Annotated in this window: 12 protein-coding genes; 11 read left to right on the plus strand and 1 reads right to left on the minus strand. The window is 49.5% G+C overall.

The window, feature by feature from the left end; genetic code table 11:
• The first annotated feature begins 69 nt into the window (after window positions 1-69).
• Window positions 70-1,026 carry a Gfo/Idh/MocA family protein gene (locus NNL21_RS27100; RefSeq protein WP_204820485.1) on the plus strand — a complete coding sequence of 319 codons (957 nt, stop codon included), beginning with the start codon at window positions 70-72 and terminating at the stop codon, window positions 1,024-1,026.
• Here NNL21_RS27100 and NNL21_RS27105 read toward each other — a convergent pair.
• Entirely contained in the window at window positions 1,023-1,937 is a 915-nt protein-coding gene (locus NNL21_RS27105) for an AraC family transcriptional regulator (RefSeq protein WP_204820486.1), read from the minus strand. The two genes, NNL21_RS27100 and NNL21_RS27105, sit on opposite strands and share 4 nt — an antisense overlap.
• Before the next feature lie 115 nt (window positions 1,938-2,052).
• Between NNL21_RS27105 and NNL21_RS27110 the strand changes: the two genes are divergently transcribed.
• The 10 genes from NNL21_RS27110 to NNL21_RS27155 all read left to right on the plus strand — a co-directional run bounded on the left by NNL21_RS27110 (window position 2,053) and on the right by NNL21_RS27155 (window position 17,260).
• Window positions 2,053-3,267 carry a neutral/alkaline non-lysosomal ceramidase N-terminal domain-containing protein gene (locus tag NNL21_RS27110; RefSeq protein WP_204820488.1) on the plus strand — a complete coding sequence of 405 codons (1,215 nt, stop codon included), beginning with the start codon at window positions 2,053-2,055 and terminating at the stop codon, window positions 3,265-3,267.
• A gap of 13 nt (window positions 3,268-3,280) precedes the next feature.
• Window positions 3,281-4,477, plus strand: coding sequence for a DegT/DnrJ/EryC1/StrS family aminotransferase (locus NNL21_RS27115; protein ID WP_204820490.1), 1,197 nt, complete (start codon window positions 3,281-3,283; stop codon window positions 4,475-4,477).
• Window positions 4,478-4,623: 146 nt separating this feature from the next.
• On the plus strand, window positions 4,624-6,231 hold the full coding sequence (locus NNL21_RS27120) for a type 2 periplasmic-binding domain-containing protein (RefSeq protein WP_204820491.1): 1,608 nt from the start codon (window positions 4,624-4,626) through the stop codon (window positions 6,229-6,231).
• Window positions 6,232-6,329: 98 nt separating this feature from the next.
• Window positions 6,330-7,229 carry an ABC transporter permease gene (locus tag NNL21_RS27125; RefSeq protein ID WP_204820492.1) on the plus strand — a complete coding sequence of 300 codons (900 nt, stop codon included), beginning with the start codon at window positions 6,330-6,332 and terminating at the stop codon, window positions 7,227-7,229.
• A 16-nt stretch (window positions 7,230-7,245) separates the two neighbouring features.
• Window positions 7,246-8,112: a carbohydrate ABC transporter permease gene (locus NNL21_RS27130; RefSeq protein ID WP_204820493.1), complete on the plus strand. Its 867-nt coding sequence runs from the start codon at window positions 7,246-7,248 to the stop codon at window positions 8,110-8,112.
• Window positions 8,113-8,127: 15 nt separating this feature from the next.
• On the plus strand, window positions 8,128-12,417 hold the full coding sequence (locus NNL21_RS27135; protein ID WP_204820494.1) for a family 43 glycosylhydrolase: 4,290 nt from the start codon (window positions 8,128-8,130) through the stop codon (window positions 12,415-12,417).
• Window positions 12,418-12,744: 327 nt separating this feature from the next.
• Complete coding sequence (locus tag NNL21_RS27140) at window positions 12,745-13,074, plus strand: hypothetical protein (protein ID WP_204820495.1); 330 nt, start codon at window positions 12,745-12,747, stop codon at window positions 13,072-13,074.
• A gap of 4 nt (window positions 13,075-13,078) precedes the next feature.
• Window positions 13,079-14,911 (plus strand): transglycosylase domain-containing protein, encoded by a 1,833-nt coding sequence (locus NNL21_RS27145; RefSeq protein WP_256555508.1) that lies wholly within the window; start codon window positions 13,079-13,081, stop codon window positions 14,909-14,911.
• A 117-nt stretch (window positions 14,912-15,028) separates the two neighbouring features.
• Window positions 15,029-15,727 (plus strand): response regulator transcription factor, encoded by a 699-nt coding sequence (locus NNL21_RS27150; protein ID WP_204820497.1) that lies wholly within the window; start codon window positions 15,029-15,031, stop codon window positions 15,725-15,727.
• Between the two features lie 339 nt (window positions 15,728-16,066).
• Window positions 16,067-17,260, plus strand: a complete 1,194-nt coding sequence (locus tag NNL21_RS27155) for a sensor histidine kinase (protein WP_204820498.1) — start codon at window positions 16,067-16,069, stop codon at window positions 17,258-17,260.
• Window positions 17,261-17,454: the final 194 nt, after the last annotated feature.

Consider the following 17,454-nt stretch of genomic DNA (forward strand, 5'->3'; position numbering starts at 1 on the left):
AATAATTTTGACCATCCTTTTTTGTAGATATCATTAAAATGAAGAACAAATAAGAGGAGGATGGTAGACATGAATATCGGTTTAATCGGGTGCGGCGCGATGGGAAGAGTATACGTCGATCGATTGATGAGGATGAAGGGAGTTCAGGTAACCGCGATCTGTCATCCCGAGCGGGAGAAAGCAGCCGCATTAGCTGAAGTGCTGCAAGCACGAATCTATGAATCTTACAGCGAAATGATCGCACGTCCGGATATCGATATCATCTGCGTGACTTTACCGACATACTTGCATAAGGAATATGTGCAGCAGGCTCTGGAGGCTGGGAAACATGTCATATGCGAGAAGCCGCTTGCACTGACCGAAGAGGATTGCGCGGAATTAATAAAGACAAGCCGAATAGAAGGGGTTAGATTATGTGTCGCCCATGTGGTTAGATTTTTTCCGGAATATAGGGATGCACGCAGGCGGTTGCTCTCAGGGGAAGTTGGGGCGGTCAAGTCTGTGCGTACAACAAGAGCAAGTCTAATGCCGCTGGAGAACAGCTGGTTTCTGGATAAGCGGAAAAGCGGCGGCGTTGTGTTTGATCTTATGATTCATGATATCGATTACGCGCTTTGGCTTCTAGGCGATCAAATCACGCAGATAAGTGCGGAGATTATCACTCACGAGGGAGTGGAGCAAGTGTTGGCATGGCTCTACTACGCTGACGGAACTACAGTTAGATTAGGGGCTGTTTGGGGTGCGGCTGAATTTCATGCCGGGTTTGATATTACCGGAGATCAGGGGGTTCTTAGTTTCGGCAGCGTCAGAGAGGACATGGAGAGCGGTAATAAGGCGGTTCATGAGAATTTATCGGATCGAGGTGTCATTATCCCTGAGGCATCAGAGCTTGAAGACCCCTATTATTGCCAGTTGTTGAGCTTTATCCGGGCAATCGAAACGAACAGCCCGCTTCCTATAACGGCGGAAGAAGCTTGTTCCGCCGTCAGAATAGCGAATCGGATAGTAGGGGGCATCGGTTCCTAATCCTTTGGAACATCGGACTGAAGGTTGGAGGTTGTTGACTCTCTTGAGTGCTTTAGACGGTATTCGCGGGGCGATAGTCCTTCGATTTTTACGAAAACCCTGGAGAAAGTGCGGAAGGATTGAAAGCCAGTTTCCAAGGCGACATCAAGAATAGACATGTTGGTATTAAGAAGCAGACCGGTTGCTCTTCTGATCCGAAGGCTGTGTAAATAATGAAGGAAAGTTGTTCCCATCACTTCCTTGAACGCTAGACTAATGGCGGAAACGCTGGTATCGAATTGGCTGGACAGTATTTCAAGGGATAAGTCGTTGATATAATGGGTGTTCACGTATTGAATGACATTCCATATCAACTTTTTATTGCGATAATTGGAACTGGGCGGCGTGAGATTATTTCTTCTCTGATGAGCGCGGAAATAGATAATCAGGGCTTCGATCAGCTTGCTGCGAATATACGAATTTTTAGCCAGCTTGTCTTCTAGGTATTCGAACCGCATTTTTTCAAGGCAGGCTCTCATTTCGGCGTAAGGCTGAGGATCGAGATCTACATAGGATGTGGATCCGTCATTCGTGCCCAGAATGATCGTGCCGAAATCCGCCTCCATTGTTGATCCGAACAGCAGGCTTATATCGAACATGCAGCAAATCACTTCTACACCCGTATCATCGCAAAATATTTCGTGCATATCATGGGGGCGTAAAAAAGTGACTGTTCCCGGTTGAAGTTTATGCGGACTCCCATTAATGAATTCGGTCCCGGTTCCGCTAACGACGAGGGAAAGTTCGAGCACGTCATGGTGGTGCAGAGCATAATACTTATGGAGCGTATGCGTTGTAACTACGCAGGAAAACTTGCGGCTTACGGCTCCAGATAAAGATAGAACATCTTCATATTCCGGAAACATAACCATGTCCATTTACCCCCGATTTCTTCTCTGTTTTCTTTCTATTGACCGGGTAAATAAAAAAAATGACCGAATTCTTAGTGGAAATTATTATAACATAGAAATCGGAAGGAGTGATCCTGTGGAGCTTCAATTGAGTGTCGGTACAGCCAAAGTAGATATCACTCCGCCATTCGCCTTGCCGCTGGCGGGTTTTGCCAGCCGGAACAATCGAAAGTTCGAGACCATCAATAGCCGCTTGTACGTACGAACGTTTTATTTCCAACAGTGCCCTTCGGACGGTTCGAAGCTGCTGTCGCTGCTCGTGTCTGCGGATATTTTGTTCTGGTCGGAAGAGCTGGCTGATCAACTGCGCATGCGCATTGAGCGGCAGTGGGGAATCGCGGTAGACGCCATTATTCTACACGCTACTCATACGCACTCCGGTCCGGCCATTTCAATGCGAACAGTTGGGTTAGGAGAGCCTGATCCGGAATATCTCGCTTTTTTGGAGCAGGCGGTAATCCAGAGTGTGGAACAGGCAATAGGCGATGCCGAGCCTGTGAGCATACAGATGGGAAAAGGTGTATCCGAAATCAGCGTGAATCGCAGGAAATGGGATGGAAACCAAATTGTGTTGGCTCCGAACGTCGAAGGAGTGACCGATCCCGAGCTAAGGGTTTACGTCTTTGCTACTTCCGCTGGGAGGAGAAAGGGTGTGCTTACCCATTACGCTTGCCATCCTACGCTATCTGACCGCAATTCGGTATCCTCTGAATTTTGCGGTTATGCGATGGAACAGCTGGAGAGCCGTCATGACCCCTTGACGGTATACGCTTATTTGCAAGGATGCTGCGGCGATATTAATCCTGTTAGGCCGGAATTTGTCGGAGCCAATCAGGATGTCATTTCCATTGTAGGACAAAGGTTTGCAGACGATGTGGAGGCGATCCTATCCGGAGAGCTTGAATGGCTTGAACCCAATGTGCTGACGGGCAGGCGGTCGATTGCAGTACTTCCCTTTGCAGAAATACCGGAGCAGCAAGGCGAGCTCAGGAAGCAAGCCCGATTTGAAATAACCAAGCTAACAATAGCCGATGGGTTAACCTTTATAGCTATGAATGGAGAAATGGTCGTGGAATACGGCTTGTTCTTGAAAAGCTGCTCCCCTGGCCTAGTCCCTCTGGCTTACAGCAATGGAATGATCGGATATATTACAACCGCCAAACAGCTGCAGGAAGGCGGATATGAGCCGATCGAATCCGTCACTTATTTCGGCCTTCCTTGTCCCTTCGACCAAGCTGTTGAGGCGGAAGTAAAAAGACAACTTATGGCTATTATCGACGAACAAACCTAGGAGGAGTAACAGCATGCAGAAGGCAAGATTAGCAGTAGACGGTGGAAGTCCGATAAGAATGCACCCATTTCCCGAGTGGCCGGTTTTCGGAGAACTGGAAGAGAAGCTTATGTTGGAGGCCGTCAGATCGGGGAACTGGGGAGGTGTGGATCCGGATAAAATCAAATTATTCGAGGAAAAGTTTGCCCGCCTGCAGGATGCGAAATACGCCGTAACAGTCAATAATGGCACAGTTGCCATAAGCATTGCCTTACTGGCTGCAGGCGTAGATGCCGGCGATGAGGTCATCATGCCCCCCTATACGTTCATTGCTACGGCTACGGCTGCATTGTTGATCGGAGCTATTCCGGTATTTGCGGACGTAGATGAGTCGATGCTGATCGATCCGGATAAGGTCGAAGCGGCGATCACTCCAGCTACGAAGGCGATTATCGCCGTTCATATTGCGGGCGCTCCGGCCAACATGACCCGGTTACGACAAATTGCGAAAACATACAAACTAGCGTTAATAGAAGATGCCGCACAGGCTGTAGCCGCCAAATGGGAAGACCAGGGGGTAGGAGCTCTAGGTGATCTGGGTACCTTCAGTCTCCAATCCAGTAAAAATCTCAATAGCGGCGAGGGTGGCGTCATTGTGAGCAACGACGAGGAATTGGCCGATCATGTCTGGTCGATTCATAACTGCGGTCGTGTTCGCAATGGTAAATGGTATCAGCACGAGCGTATTGGCTGGAACTTCAGGTTCAGTGAGGTGCAGGCTGCGCTAGCGCTTGCGCAGTTGAGCCGTCTAGAAGAACAGATGGAAGCTCGCCAGCGCAGCGCAAATAATCTGGATGGACTACTGTGCCGAATTGAAGGAATCCATCCCGTTAAGTATGATAGCAGAATTACGAAACATGCGAACCACCTTTATATGTTCAAGCTGGATAGAGACGTTACAGACAGAATTGTTAAAGAGGATTTTATCCGCAAGTTGAATGCGGAGGGGATACCGGTTACGGCAGGTTATGTCCCGCTTAACAAAAACACCGCAATTATCGATCGAATCCACAAGCTGCATGGAGAAGTTAAGTCTAACAGCTGTCCGGTGGCAGAAAGAGCTTCCGAGCATGAATTGCTCTGGTTGCACCAGAACGTTCTTCTTGGATCCGAGAGGGACATGGAAGATATTGCAAACGGTATCAACAAAGTAATTCAATCCTATTTATAGAGCAGTAGATTTAGAAATGAGTGTGGCTTCAATATATTTCGGTTTTAGGGGATTGGCCAAATGCCTTGGAGGATCGCGACCTCAGGCAGATGACCGCCTTGCGAACATAAATCATGAACAACACTAGACGAGAGGGGTATCACAAAATGAAGAAAATTTGGGTTATCGTCATCGCACTCGCACTCATTCTATCCGCGTGTTCTAGTAAGGAGAACACAGGAAACGAGAGCAGTCCGAATAGTGAAGGAAAGTCAACAACTGAAAACAAAAATGAAAGCGGAACCAAAAGCTCGGATTCCGGTAATAAATCCATTGAGGTGCTGCTTTCCCATGCAGAAGCGGAGTATGCCAAAACTGTAAAAGCAGACGATCCCTATATCAAAGAGTTAAACAAGCTATCGGGTTATAATCTCAGTTTTGATTTTCTGGGACATTCCGACTACGATCAACAGCTCTCTCTGCGTTTTGTTTCCGGGGATTTGGCGGATTTGGTCCGGACGCCCAGCATCGATTCCACCATTCACAAGGATGCGGTTGAACAGGGTATCTTCAAAGAATTAGGTCCCTTGATTGATCAGTACGGTCCAAACCTCAAAAAACGCATTCCCGAAACCGCATGGAACAGTCCGCGAGTTCAGAAGGACGGGAAAATTTACGGCATACCAGTTCTTGTCGGAACAGCCAATGACAGGATCGGTTTTATCCGCCAGGATTGGCTCGACAAGCTGAGCCTGAAGCAACCGGAAACGATTGACGAGTGGCTGAACTATTTCGAGCAGGTTAAGGTTCAGGATGTGAACGGCAATGGCGATCCGAACGACGAATACGGCTATACGATGTTTGAAGGAGTGGGTTGGAGCTCGATGTTCTTCGGATCATTCGGCGTTGATCCCGGAACTTGGCACATGCAGGATGGCAAGCTGATTCCTGATATGATCAGCCCCAAGATGAAGGAAGCAATCGCATTTTATCGGATGCTGTACGAGAAGGGGTATGTCAATCGTGATCTGTTCACGAAGAAGGAGGCAGACTTCCGCGCCGATATCTATAACGGCAAGTCGGGAAGCTTTGCTGCCGCCGTCTATCAATACACACCGGACTTCAGTGCAACCAATGCGCCGAAGAAATTCGTTAACGAGCCGGACAAGGTCAAGATCTCGATGGTTGCTCCGCCGGCGGGACCTAGAGGCGAAAGAGGTTTGGGAGCCGTGTCCGATGGCATTTATTTCGTGTGGGTGATTCCAGAAACGGTCAAGAATCCCGAAGAAATCATCAAGTATCTCGATTGGGCATGGAGTGCCCCGGAAGCCGACAAGTTCTTCGCCTATGGGATTGAGGGCTCCAACTATACCGACGAAGGCGGAGAACTCAAATATGATGTTTCGTCTTCCGTTAACGCGGATAAAAATGCATTCCAAATGTTCCAGCTGTCCATCAATCCCCGTGAAATCGGGTTCAACAATGACCTGGTATTAAAGACATTGCCGGAATCGGAAAAGATTATTGCAGGCTATAAGCTCTCGGCGGATATTGCAATGCCGCATGATAGTCTGTATATGCCGCCGCTTGTCACCTTCCAGAATAACCCGGAAATATCTACATGGGGAACGATGTTCGTTGAGATGTTCTCCAAGATCATGACGGGAGATCAACCGATTGATGCCTTCGATAAATTCGCTGCGGACTGGAATAAACGCGGCGGAGATAAAGCAATTGAAGAAGCAACGCAGTGGTACAATGAGTTCCATAAATAACGTTAATTGTGAATTGCGCTGCATGCCGAATACATGCAGCGCAGTTCGCGAATGAAGTAAAGCGGGTCGGTCATCCACAAGAATCGGAAGGTGATGTTATGAACAGGCGATTGGTGTTACGAGACAAGTGGGTACTCATCTTGTTTGCTTTGCCCGGACTGCTCTATTTTTTACTATTCAAATACGTTCCGTTACTTGGAAATGTCATAGCCTTTCAGGACTATAACATCTTCAAAGGGATTTTACACAGCCCATGGGTGGGTTTCGCTCAATTCGAGCGGATGTTCGGATTCGAAGATTTTTATGAAGTGTTTCGCAATTCGATAAAGCTCGGCGTTTATTCGCTGTTGTTCGGCTTCCCTGCGCCGATCATTCTGGCATTGCTGCTGAATGAGCTGAAATCGATGTGGTTTAAGAGAGTCGTGCAAACCGTAGTCTACATGCCTCACTTCCTGTCATGGGTTATCGTCGGCTCCATCCTCATCAATTTGCTTTCCTATGAAGGCATTATTAATACGGTAGCTAGCAAAATGGGTCTGGCAAAGGTTGACTATGTGACGCAAGGAGACACATTTCTTGCCGTACTGATCTCTACGGGGATCTGGAAAGAAGTCGGTTGGGGTACCATTCTCTATCTGGCGGCAATATCCGGCATTAATCCGAACCTCTATGAAGCTGCCATGGTAGACGGTGCAAGCAGATGGAGACAAATGTGGAGCATTACGCTGCCCTCTTTGATGCCGACTATGGTTGTCGTGCTGCTTCTCTCGATCGGACATATTCTGGACGCGAATGTGGAGCAGGTACTGATTTTCCTGAATCCGCTAGTTAGGGATGTGGGTGAAGTATTCGATACGTATGTTTATACTTTCGGTTTGGTAGGCGGACAGTACAGCTATACAACGGCAATTGCCCTGTTCAAAGCCGTGGTAGGCATTATACTCGTATTCGGGCTTAATGCGGTGAGCCGTAAAACAACCGGAGAGAGCCTTTACTAAAATCGGAGGTAGAGTCATGCGCAAACCTATAGCTTTTGAAGCATTTTTGGCAACCATCCTGACGGCTCTAAGCCTGATTATGCTGGCTCCGTTAATTCACGTCCTGTCGGTTTCCCTAAGTTCTCCGCTTTATGCGCAGGCTAAGCTGGTCTATTTCTGGCCGAAGGGACTGCAATTTGCCGTTTACAAAAAAATATTTTCGATGGATGAAATGTGGAGGGCAATGGGCGTCAGTGTTTACATTACCGTCTTTGGCACGCTGATTACATTGGCGCTCACGTCCATGATTGCTTTCGCGCTCTCTAGAACGACCATGCCAGGACGAACATGGATCATGCGGCTCATCGTACTTACTTTTATTTTGCCCGCACCTCTTATACCGGGTTTTCTACTTGTCAAATCCCTTAACATGCTCGATACGCTCTGGTCATTGATGATACCGGGAGCAACAAGCGCATTTTACGTGATTATTATGCGAACCTTTTTCCGGAATGTGTCTGGAGAGCTGTTCGATGCAGCGAAGATGGACGGCTGCAGTGAGGCCGGTATCTATTTCCGTGTTGTGCTGCCCTTATCGACGGCTGTTCTTGCCACCGTTGGTCTATTTCACGCCGTTTATCAATGGAATACTTACTTTTCCGCACTTATTTACATAAGGGAAAAGACTCTTTATCCGTTGCAGGTACTGCTGCAGAACCTGGTCGCCAAGAAGGGACTGAATAACTTCATGGGGGAGGTGCAGTTCGAACTAAACATGCCGGTTACGCCGGAGATGATGAGCGCAGGCATTATTATCTTTGCCACGGTGCCGATTCTGATCGTCTACCCGTTCCTGCAAAGATATTTTGTCAAAGGGGCAATGCTGGGTTCGCTAAAAGAATAAGAAGGAGGCTTTTTAATGCAACGTTATCTTATGCATCTGGCAAAAACGGCGACCGTTCTAGCTATTATAGCAATCGGATTTTTAAGCGCCCCCTCCGAAAGCGCCAATGCGATGATTGCAGATATCGACAAAATCGTTCCAACGCCGCAGCAGGTTAGCTATACGGATGAGTTCCTGACGCTGCACGACGGAACCTCCTATAAAGCAGCAATCGTTATCGGCAGAGAAGCATCCCCCGCGGAGGAGGAAGGCGCGGATTTGCTGCAAAGAGTCCTTGCCCGCAAGAACGGGCAGCAAATTCCGATACTCTACGATGATCAATCCAACTCCGCTTATTCGGTAGTCATTGCCATCGGAACGAAGAATACCAATACCGTTAACGGCAGCCACTCTATCGATGTTCCTGATCATAAGGAGGGTTATGCAATTGAGCGGGCGCTTGCAGCTAACCGGCATATCGTTCTGGTAACCGGTTACGAGGCGATCGGAGCCTATTACGGTTCGACGAGTCTAGCGCAAATGATTGATTCGAGCGGTGCACTGACCCGGTTGCGGGTCATATCGGTTCGCGACTATCCGGATATGGATATGCGGATCATCAAGGATATCAATACACAGTTTCACGTTAATAATGAAGGCGAATTTTCGTATTCCGACGCCAGAGACTGGATGCATATGCTTCCATTGTTGAAGATCAACGTGTTTAGCTTATGTTACAGCCATCTGTTAGAGAATGGATGGAAAAGTCCTACCTTGGAATACTTGAGTACGGTGAAGGAATTAAGCAACTATGAAAGGGATAAAGGGATCATTCAGTTTATGCAGGAGGTCAATCCCGGTTATTCGGGAGGGATGCCAACGGATGAGGAGTTTACTACGCTGCTTGACTTATTTAAGTTATCACTGGATGAAGGCGCTTCCAAAATTATGCTGGCCTTTGACGATCAGGCCTATTCGGATCCGGCGAAACACCGGGATTTGGCAAATAAGCTCCAAAAAAGCTTGTCAGGCCAGGAAGGCTTCTACTTGTTAGCGACTCCGGAGAAGTATAATCTTACGGAATCCACTATCGGTACGTATTTGAATACCTTTACAAGCGGACTGCTTCCGGAGATCGGGGCTGTCTGGACGGGGTATGATGTCTTCTCTACAGCGTTAACGCCAGCCCACGTATCTACTTGGAGAAATTATACGAGTAATCCTTATAAAATTCCGTTTTATTGGCACAATGACTACGAACTATTGGATACCAGATTGAATTTTTCTGATCCAGATGTTCCGAAATGGGAGATAGATAATTATTACTTTACGGATCAAAGAGTTCCGTTTAAAACTAAAACTAAAGTTCCTCCGGCTCAATCGTTGACATTGCCGGGCGGTTACGTATGGAACGATATGCCGCGGAATACTTCCGAAGGCGTTATCGAAAATATTTTCCGGCCGACAACTCCTCACAAAATCTATGCGATATCGATGGCGAACTGGATGTGGAATCCCGATGCCTACATGAACGACGCTACAGAGTTTGCGCGTGCCAAAAAATACTGGGACACGATCGTATCCAACCCGGGATTTAAACAAACCGCTACGGCGTCATCTCAGTTCAGCGCTGCTTATGCTCCCGATAAAGCCGTGGACGGTATTAACAGCAATGACTCTGTTGAGAATACATGGGCTACCGCCAGCGGCGCGGCGCTTCATTCTTCCTGGTGGAAGCTGGACTTGGGTAAGAAGCAGAAGATGGAAGGCGTGCGAGTGAAGTATCGTGAATTAGCAAAAAAAGCATACATGGTTCCGAGCTCGGTAACCGTACAAATAAGCAACGACAACGTCAACTGGACAACGGTCGTGAATCAATCGACGAATGTTCCGCAGGAAAATTCAACGTATGCTTCCGAAGTGTATCTCTATCCTTTCCAAGGGGAGGCCAGATACGTTCAACTGAAGTTTCCGACGGGTGGGCAAAGCACGCTGATCGAGCTGTCGGAGGTTGAAATCGCTCAGGAAAAAGCGGTGACGGCATCAACCAATCTGGCGATTGGAAAGACGGCTTCCGCATCCTCGCAATATGACGGAACCTACGCTGCAGGCAAGGCGAACGACGGGCTGAATAGTCATGGGACCGACAATCCGGATAATGCTTGGTCCAGCGCTTCGGGTACGAGCTTAAACAGTTGGTGGAAGGTCGATCTGGGACAGCAGGAAACGTTCAAGACCATCGAGGTGAAATTCAGGGAACATATCGCGAATGCGGCCTATATGGTTCCGAAGACGATCACCATTCAGACAAGCAACGATAATACGAATTGGACGACGCTGATCGCCCGATCGGCTAACGTTCCTACGAATGGCCAACCCTATGCGTCTTCTGCTTACTCCTATTCCATAAACGGGCAAGGCAGATATGTTCGATTGCTGTTCGAGGATGGTGGCCAGGATACGCTAGTGCAATTGTCGGAGGTCGGCATCTACAACCGCAGCCTTCCTCAGCATCAGCGGCAGACGCTTAATGCGGCATTCAAGAGAAAAGCGACGGCTTCATCGGAGTATTCGACGATGTACCCTGCCTCTAAGGCAAATGACGGCACGAACTCCCGCAGAACGGCGGAGAACGCATGGGCCTCAAGCGCCGCAGGAGCGGTAAATTCTTGGTGGGAGGTAGATTTGGGAGCGCAGACGTCCATACAGGATGTGGCCTTATACTTCCGGGAATATCCTTACGGCATCGCATATACCGTGCCATCCAACATCACCTTTGAGGTTAGCAATGACAAGGTTACCTGGACTAATGTTAAGAGCGCGACTAATGTACCTGCCGAAGGTTTGAGCTACGATTCATCGAAGTATACGTACACCTTGAACGCTTCGGGAAGGTATTTGCGGTTGAAATTTCCAGGAGGCGGCCAGAGCAGTCTTGTGGAACTATCCGAAGTAGAGGTGCGTTCGCCAATGCTTGTCCGATCCGATTTCCATAACGTCATCTCTCAGGATGGCGCAGACCCATGGATGTATAAGCATACAGACGGTTACTATTATTACACCCGGACAACGGGAAATAATGTGACGATCTGGAGATCCAAGACCCTATCCGGCATTGAATCCGGCGAGAAAAAGGTTGTTTGGACCCCGCCAACCAATAACCCCAACGCGGCTAATTGCCGATCAATCTGGGCGCCGGAAATTCACTTTCTAAGCAATGCCTGGTATGTGTATTATTCGGCCACGACATGCGCTGATACGAAAGATGTCAACCATCGCATGTTCGTACTGGAAAATACAAGCGCCGATCCGTTCCAAGGAACCTTTACTGACAAAGGGAAAATAACCGACTCGACGGATTTGTGGGCAATCGACGGTACCGTGTTGAATCTTGCGGGTCAGCTGTATTGGTTCTGGTCCGGATGGGATTCTCCGTATCAGAATCGCCAGAACATCTATGTGGCATCGATGAGTAATCCATATACGCTGTCCAGCGCCAGAACGTTAATTTCATCGCCTACTCTCAGTTGGGAGATGAGTCAGTTTCCTTATATCAATGAAGCGCCGCAGCCTATCGTCAAAGACAATAAGGTTAATCTTGTATACTCGGCGGATGGCAGCTGGAGCAATAATTACAACTTGGGGCTGCTGACGGCAAGCACCACGTCCAACTTATTGTCGGCAGCTTCCTGGACAAAGAACAACGCTTCGGTTTTCAGCAGTGGAAGCGGCATCTTCGGACCGGGGCACAATAGCTTCACCAAATCGCCTGACGGCACGGAGGATTGGTTAATCTATCATGCCGCTCGATGGTCAGGCGCAGGTTGGACGCGAAATGTAAGGGCGCAGCCTTTTACCTGGAATGCCGATAACACACCTAACCTCAGCGTTCCGGTTTCTCCGAACTTTCCGATTCGCGCGCCGTCCGGAGAGCCCGAGAGAAAGAGATATGAAGCTGAGGAGGCGACGATTGCGAACGGGGCTAAGAGGGTTCAGGACGAAACGGCCTCAGGCCGCAAAAAGGTTGGCTACATTGACAATACGAACAGCTACGTGGAATTCGATGTAACCGTCGAGTCGGCCGGTACTTATATTCTGTTGGCAAGAACGGCTAACGGAACGAACGGCAGTTTATCCTCTGCCTATAACATGTCCGTTAATGGGGGGGCGAGCCAGGTGGTCGACATTGTGTATTCCGGTTGGGGAAACTGGGGAACAACCGTAGTCGAGAAGACCTTAACGGCCGGACATAATAAAATCCGCTTTACCAAAGGCGCTAATTACGCAGAGATTGACTATTTGGACATTATGCTTAAACCTCAATGAAGTCATATGCCGTCAGTACAGATATTCATGGCAACTTGAAGGATTATTCAATAATTAAGCTTTATTCTGACTGGTCTTAAAGGCTCCCGACTCGTAAACAGATGAATCAGCCCGGCAAAGCGGTCAACAGCCGCCCTAAGCAAGATTAAAAGGCCGTAAGAGAATCGCGACTTCCGTTTATGGAAGCAGGTGATGCTCTTGCGGCTTTTGTTTGTTTCATTAGCCCTGGCGACCAAAGTTAAGGAAAGGTTAAGGATTTCGACGGATTTCGGTTAAGAACTCCCCGGTAAACTAAACGCGATACCATACAGAAAAGGGGCCTATCAGATGACAGAGGCATTCAGAAAAATTCGGTTCAAGTTTCTTTATGTATGCGCGGGAAGCGCCCTGCTCAGCGCCTTGCTGATGTATGTGCTCTATCGAACGAGCGCGTATGTCTACGCTTCGGATCTTCCGGGAAGTGCGTTATTCGCGAAGCTCGTCAACTGGTTGATTAATCATATCGGCAAAATACCTGTAGGCCTTCTTGTCGGGGGAATGCTGTTCCTGCTCGGCTTCTACTACCGCTCATCCAAAATTAAAGACGACGTCGTGCGGCTGCTGAATGCATCGATAGTGGAGCCTTGCGAGACTGATGCCAAGAAGGAAGAGAACTAGGCGCATGGGATCGCGAAGAATCGGCTATGCCGTCTTCGATCTGGCTGTCGTGGGCGTATTGGCTGCGCTGGCGGTCGTATGCTATGTCCATATAGCCGGAGAAGCGATAGCGGGACGTCAGATGGATAAGCTGCATGTGGGCAGCAACAGTATAATCGTAGACCGGGAGGGCCATGTGATTGCGACGATGGCCGTAACGGATATCGGCTATCGTGAGGAGGCGGCACTATCCGAGATGCCGAAGCTGCTGCTGGATGCCTTCGTAGCGACGGAGGACCGCCGGTTCTATACGCATACAGGCATCGATTGGATCGGGATCTTAAGATCCATTCGAAGCAATGTGATGGAGAACCGCTTATCTCAAGGGGGCAGCAGCATTACACAGCAGCTCGCCCGCACCGTATATCTGACGAATCGCAAAAGCTTCATCCGAAAGCTGAACGAAGCGGGCATTGCGATGGCATTGGAGAAACGCTTCTCGAAGCAGCAGCTGCTGGAGCTGTATCTGAACCATATTTATTTTGGCCGCCAGCAGGTAGGAGTGAAGTCGGCGGCCCGGCGATATTTTGGGATAAGCGACCTGCATCAATTGCAGCTGTGGCAGATCGCGACATTGGCCGCGATCCCGAAGGCACCTTCCCGCTATAATCCGGTTGATGACTACGTGAAGAGCAAGGAGCGGCGCAAGGTCGTTCTTGACTTGATGCATGAGCAGGGATTGATCAGTCAGCGGCAGCTGCTGGAAGCGGAGGCTGTTGACTACGTGCCTCCTCAGCCAAGCAGCCGAAGCAACCGCTATGCGGCATATACCGATTATGTCGTCCGTGAAGCCGTGCAGCTGACGGGAATCGCACAAGATGATCTGCTTACAGGCGGCTATACCATAGTAACGGGACTGGATCAGAGCCATCAGCAAACAGCGGAAGCCGCATTCGCCGATAAAAGGCGTTTTCCCAAGGATGGGAAGGATCAGATCGTACAAGGAAGCGCGGTTATTCTGGATCATCGGACGGGGGAGATCCGGGCGATCGTAGGAGGCCGGGATTATACGGCAGGCGATTATAATCGGGCGACCCGCAGCTCGCGCCAGCCGGGTTCGGCGTTTAAGCCGATTATCGTATATGGTCCTGCGCTGGAATCAGGAAAATTCAAGGCAAACACGATTGTTCCTGACAAGAAGACGGCGTATCAATCGTACCGGCCGGAGAATGGGGGAGACCGGTATCGCGGTGCTGTTACGATAGCTGAAGCGATACGGTTATCCATTAATTCGCCGGCCGTCTGGGTGCTTAACCAAGTCGGCCTGGCTTCCGCTATACAGTTTGCCGGTAGTCTAGGGGTTGAGCTGGACGATCAGGAAGCAAGCTTAGCCATGGCACTTGGAGGATTGCATCAGGGCGTTTCGCCGCTTACCATGGCGCAGGCTTACGGTGCTTTTGCTAATAACGGTGCGCTCGTGAACGCCCATGCGATTCGTATGATCAAGGATTCGCATGGGCGGGTCATCTATGAGCATCCCATGACCGCCAAGCAGGTTATGTCACAGGGGACGGCTGCCGCTATGACCGCCATGCTCAGGAGCGTGGTGGAGACGGGGACGGGAAAGCAGGCCAAGCTCAACGGCAGATGGGCAGCGGGCAAGACGGGAACGACTCAGCTTGGGCTTGACGGTGTGACGAAGAAGGCCAACCGCGACCTCTGGTTCGTCGGCTATACCTCCGAATTGACCGCCGCGGTATGGATGGGCTTTGACCAAAGCAATCGGGATAATTATATGAGGGAAACCAGCGGCATCGCGGCCCGGATGTTCGCGGCAATCATGAACGGAAGCCGGTAGCTGGTATTTTTCACTGCTTGGCTGGGCTGTTTGAGCTTAACGGTATACAATAAGAGGGAAGCAAGATAGGGACAAGCTGCTGGCAATTGAAGAATGTGTAAGGGAAGGGACGCCCCCATGAGTTACGAGACCATTCTATTGGTGGACGATGAGCCGGAAATTATCCAGCTGATGAAGATTTATTTGTTGAATGAGGGCTATAAGCTGCATGCTGCAAGCAGCGGTGCAGAGGCGCTGCGCATTCTCAACAAGGAAGCGATCGATCTGATCGTCATGGATATCATGATGCCGGAGATGGATGGCTTTGACGCATGTATGAAGATTAGGGAAAGCAACCAGATGCCGATCATCTTTCTGTCCGCTAAAGGACAGGAGGTCGATAAAATCAAAGGGTTGAGCATCGGCGCTGACGATTATGTCACCAAACCGTTCAGCCCGTTGGAGCTGGTTGCGCGGATCAAATCTCATCTGCGAAGATATTATAAGTACGCCCCGTCAGACCGACCGCAGGATGAGGACATCGTGGAAATCGACGATTTGGTCATTAATGTCTCGACGCACGAGGTTACGGTCGATGAGCGGCCGGTCAAATTGACACCACGGGAATTCGCGATCCTGCTGCTGCTTGCCCGGAATCAAGGGTTTGTACTCAGCATGGAGCATATCTACGAGAAGATATGGAAGGATACCTTCATGGACTCGAACAATACGGTCATGGTGCATATCCGCAAAATACGAGAGAAGATCGAATCGGACTCCAGAAAACCGAAATATATTAAGACCGTCTGGGGCGTTGGTTACAAAATGGATAAGTGACCGCAGGGATTAGGGATATATGGATCCGAGATTATAGAAATACGACTTAGATACGTCATTAAAGAGATAGAACTAAGATACGTCATTCTAGAGAGATAACTGTGATAAGTCATTCGAGAGATAGGACTGAGATACGTCATTTTGAGTGTTGTAACTGTGATAAAGATAACTGCGATAAGTCACTCTAGAGATTTGATTGAGACAAGTCATTCTAGAGAGATAACTGTGATAAGTCATTTAATAAATAAAACTGAGACACGTTATTCAAGAGATACCACTGCGATAAGTTATTCGAGAAATACAACTGGGATAAGTCATTCCGCGGAAGGGGTTTGAGGGTTGAAAAGAAAACTGGCGCGCACCTTTTTGTGGAAAGTGCTGCTTGCCTTCCTGGCCAGCTTGGCGGCTCTGGGTCTAGTTCTGTTGGCCGGCTATTACCTGGCAGGGCTGATTCTGTTCTTTAATCCGTCCTCCTCGTCGTTCATCACTTCCCTGCTGCGGTGGGTAATTAACAACATCGGCTCGATCCCGGTGATGTCGGTCACGGGTGTGATCTTGTTTTTGGTGTTCTTTTTTCTTTTTTCCAGAAGCATTATTACCTATATCGAGGAGATCACGCTGGGCCTGCGCGAGATTGCGGACGGCCGGCTGACGCACCGGATTCCGGTAAAGTCCTCGGACGAGCTGGGAGTCGTGGCGGATAATATCAACCGTATGGCGGAACGCTTGAAGCATTCCATCGAGGAGGAACGCAGTGCGGTTAAGGCTAAGAATGATCTGATCACGGGCGTATCTCACGATCTGCGGACACCGCTTACGTCAATCATCGGATTTCTGGAGTATATGGAGAATGACCGGTGCCGGGATGAAGTGGAGTATCGCTATTACGTGAATATCGTCTACGGGAAATCGCTTGGCTTAAAGAAGCTAATCGATGATTTGTTCGAGTATACGAGGGTGACGAGCAATGAAATTCCGCTGCAGTTCGAGCGATTGGATATGAATAGTTTTCTGCGGCAGCTCGCCGATGAATTCGTGCCGGTCTTCGAGCAGGCGGACATGACGTATCATATTGAGGCGGGAGGAGAGCCGCTCTACATTATGGCGGACTCCGACGAGCTGGTCCGGGTCTACGAGAATTTGTTCTCGAACACGATCCGTTACGCCAAGGAAGGGAAGCAGCTCGATATCGAGATCGCATCCGATGAGCGCGATGTCATCGTGACCTTCCGCAACTACGGGGCCCCGATATCGGCCGTGGATCTGCCGCATCTGTTCGAGCGGTTCTACAGAGTGGACAAGTCCCGTTCGAAGGAAACCGGCGGAAGCGGTCTGGGGCTTGCCATCACTAAGAGCATCGTGGAGCTGCATGGCGGAACGATTGCTGTGTTCAGCAGCAAGCGGCAGACGGAGTTTGTGACCCGTTTTCCGAGGGTGGGCGAGAGTGGGGAGATGCGCCGCCCAGCTGCAGGCGCCGGTGTAGATGCAGGCAGTGGGGCTCGGCTGCAGCAGACAGGTGAAGCGCGTGGTTGATGCACGCACCATCTATGATGGGATAGCTGCGAATTGACCGCAGCAGCTGCGGCATCAATCCCGCAGCAGCAGCTGTAAAGCCTAATAACCGGAGAGAGCAGCGGTGTTTCGGAGAACCCGCGAGTCCGCCAAAAGGGCATTACCGGCTAAACGAAACCCAGTTCGCGGAAGTGCTCCCGCAGCTGTAACGCCCA

It is taken from the genome of Paenibacillus mendelii (assembly GCF_024498075.1).
Classification (GTDB): domain Bacteria; phylum Bacillota; class Bacilli; order Paenibacillales; family Paenibacillaceae; genus Paenibacillus_Z; species Paenibacillus_Z mendelii.